The sequence below is a fragment of the Acuticoccus kandeliae genome (assembly GCF_003073115.1).
The window spans coordinates 1-720 of record NZ_QBBV01000017.1 but is presented as its reverse complement, the minus strand read 5'-3'; the positions used below and the strand labels follow the sequence as shown (position 1 = coordinate 720).

The 720-nt window shown below is 71.9% G+C and carries 2 protein-coding genes; both read left to right on the top strand.

The window, feature by feature from the left end:
- Window positions 1-305, top strand: a 305-nt coding sequence (locus DBV35_RS29065) for an iron-sulfur cluster assembly scaffold protein (protein ID WP_205648934.1), incomplete at its 5' end; no start/stop codon positions are given.
- Complete coding sequence (locus DBV35_RS29060; protein ID WP_108663918.1) at window positions 302-715, top strand: metal-sulfur cluster assembly factor; 414 nt, start codon at window positions 302-304, stop codon at window positions 713-715. The genes DBV35_RS29065 and DBV35_RS29060, both read left to right, overlap by 4 nt.
- Window positions 716-720 lie beyond the last annotated feature (5 nt).

Sequence of the window (720 nt, the reverse complement as noted above, 5' to 3'; positions counted from 1 at the left end):
CCGACGTGTCCTACGAGACGCTGGGCTGTTCGTTCAGCCAGGCGTCGGTGTCGGTGCTGCACGACCTCGTCGCCGGGAAGCCGGGCGGCGAGGCGTGGGAGAGCATGGCGTCGTTCCAGGAGATGGCCCAGGGACGCGGCAGGGTCGAGCCCGACGAGGACGTCATCGGCGACGGCGTGGCCTTCGCCGGCGTCGCCAAGTACCCGGCGCGGGTCAAGTGTGCTCTCCTGGGCTGGATGGCATTCAAGGACGCGGTGAGCCGCACCGACGCCCGCATCGAGAACTCCGAGGGGAGTCCGGCATGAGCGAGACCACCGAACAGAGCACCTCCGAGGACGTGGTGCGCGGCGCGGCGGGCACGCCCGAGCCGCCCGCCCGGGCCGACGCCGGTGACGGCGCGACCCTCGAGGCCCTGGAGGAGGCGATGAAGGACGTCGTCGACCCCGAGCTGGGCATCAACGTCGTCGACCTCGGCCTCGTCTACGGCATCGACCGGGACGGCGGGACCGCCGTCATCGACATGACGCTGACCTCGGCGGCCTGCCCGCTGACCGACGTGATCGAGGAGCAGACCCGCTCCGCGCTCACCGCCGGTCCCGACGGCGGCCTCGTCGACGACGTCCGGATCAACTGGGTCTGGATGCCGCCGTGGGGCCCCGAGAAGATCACCGAGGACGGCCGCGAGCAGCTGCGGGCCCTCGGCTTCCGGGTCTGACGACC